Source organism: Enterobacter cloacae complex sp. P16RS2 (assembly GCF_014982155.1).
GTDB lineage: Bacteria > Pseudomonadota > Gammaproteobacteria > Enterobacterales > Enterobacteriaceae > Enterobacter > Enterobacter cloacae_M.
In genome coordinates this window covers 1-2,152 of record NZ_JADCKW010000067.1, presented here as the reverse complement: position 1 = coordinate 2,152, position 2,152 = coordinate 1, and the positions used below count along the sequence as shown (strand labels likewise).

The window sequence follows — 2,152 nt, the reverse complement described above, 5'->3', positions numbered from 1 at the left end:
AGGAGTTGGGTAAGCCGATGTTGGAACAGCATTAAGCTTTTCAATAGCCAACTCAACACCTGCTTTTCTGGCCTCATCAAACACCAGTGCCGCATAGTCATACCAGGTTGTCGTATTCGACGCGACCAGATGGTAGAGGCCAGCAACTTCAGGTTTCATCATTGCGACACGAATAGCATGCGCTGTGCAGTCTGCTAACAATTCAGCGCCCGTTGGAGCACCAACTTGATCGTTGATAACAGAGAGTTCCTGACGCTCTTTTGCGAGCCGCAACATCGTCTTAGCGAAATTGTTGCCCTTCCCCGCATATACCCAACTGGTCCGGAAAATAAGATGCTTAGGGCAATGCGCCTGCAATGCCTTTTCGCCCTCTAGCTTTGTCTCACCGTATACATTAAGCGGAGCAGTCAAATCCGTTTCACGCCATGGCTTTTCGCCGTCGCCGGGGAATACATAGTCGGTAGAGTAGTGCACAACCCATGCGTCTATTTTGGCCGCTTCTTTGGCTATCGCTTCAACGCTTGTCGCGTTTAGCAGCCTGGCAAAATCAGGCTCAGATTCAGCCTTATCTACTGCTGTATGCGCCGCCGCATTGACAATGACGTCTGGTTTAATTACACGAACGGTTTCCGCAATTCCTTCAGGGTTGCTAAAGTCCCCGCAATACTCTTTTGAATGCACATCGACCGCTATCAAGTTACCTAGTGGGGCAAGCGCACGCTGGAGTTCCCACCCCACCTGCCCTGTTTTACCGAACAGAAGAATATTCATTATTAACGTTCCCCGTAGTTCTGCTCGATCCAACTTTTATAAGCGCCGCTTTTCACGTTGTTAACCCAATTTTGATTGCTCAGATACCATTCCACTGTCTTACGAATCCCGCTTTCGAACGTTTCCTCAGGCTTCCAGCCCAGTTCAACACTAATTTTATGCGCATCAATAGCGTAGCGGCGGTCATGACCGGGACGGTCAGCAACATACGTAATCTGATCGCGATAAGACCCCTCTTTCGGCACAATCTCATCAAGCAAATCGCAAATCGTATGCACTACGTCCAGATTTTGCTTCTCGTTATGCCCACCGATATTATATGTCTCCCCCGGTTTCCCCAGAGTCACAACGGTATAGAGTGCGCGCGCATGGTCTTCAACGTATAGCCAGTCACGAATCTGATCGCCCTTGCCATAAATAGGCAGAGCTTTTCCGTCCAGCGCATTCAGGATAACCAGTGGGATCAGTTTTTCCGGGAAATGGTACGGGCCGTAGTTATTTGAACAGTTGGTGACAATGGTGGGGAAACCGTAGGTACGCAGCCAGGCACGAACAAGATGATCGCTCGAGGCTTTCGACGCCGAATACGGACTGCTAGGCGCATAAGCCGTGGTCTCAGTGAAGAGTGGCAGCTCAGTTGACGCCGGATGCTCATCAGGATGCGGCAAATCACCATACACTTCGTCGGTTGAGATGTGATGGAAACGAAACGCTTTCTTCGCCTGTTCATCCAACGTTGACCAGTACGCACGAGCGGCTTCCAGCAGTACATAAGTGCCAACGATATTGGTTTCGATAAACGCAGCCGGGCCGGTGATGGAACGATCGACGTGACTTTCAGCGGCCAGGTGCATCACCGCATCAGGCTTATGCTTTGCGAAAATGCGATCCATGGCGTCTTTATCGCAAATATCCGCATGTTCAAAAGCATATCGGTCGCTGTCGCTGACTTCACTAAGCGACTCAAGGTTGCCGGCATAGGTCAGCTTATCCACATTGACGACGTCGTCCTGGGTATTTTTAATAATATGTCGTACAACCGCTGAGCCGATAAAGCCGGCCCCGCCCGTCACAAGAATTTTCACGTTATCTGTTCCGTCTAGTGTATATGTCTGGAAACTGGCGTTCTGAAACCTGAGCATTTATTAACGGTTTCAGAAAATGAGCACGCTACCGCCCCTGGCTTAACAGCTACCAGTGCACTGAGCGATGTCTGATTAAATGATTTTTCTTGTCTGGATACAGACAAAAAACTGGCGTTAATTGTCGTCCTAAATGACCTCAGAAACAAGCACAAATCGCTACAAAGCGATCCGTATTTAGACCCTGTAACCCACTGTAATCATAGAATTAATAACAAAAAGCGGCAGTCATTATTTTG

General features: G+C 49.0%; 2 protein-coding genes. Both read right to left on the bottom strand.

Annotation, left to right across the window (positions count from 1 at the left end):
- Positions 1–771: dTDP-4-dehydrorhamnose reductase (rfbD, locus tag INF68_RS22810; RefSeq protein ID WP_193525469.1), on the bottom strand; the 771-nt coding region annotated here is incomplete at its 3' end.
- Between the two features lie 2 nt (positions 772–773).
- Positions 774–1,856: a dTDP-glucose 4,6-dehydratase gene (rfbB, locus tag INF68_RS22805; RefSeq protein WP_193525468.1), complete on the bottom strand. Its 1,083-nt coding sequence runs from the start codon at positions 1,854–1,856 to the stop codon at positions 774–776.
- Between the last annotated feature and the right edge of the window lie 296 nt (positions 1,857–2,152).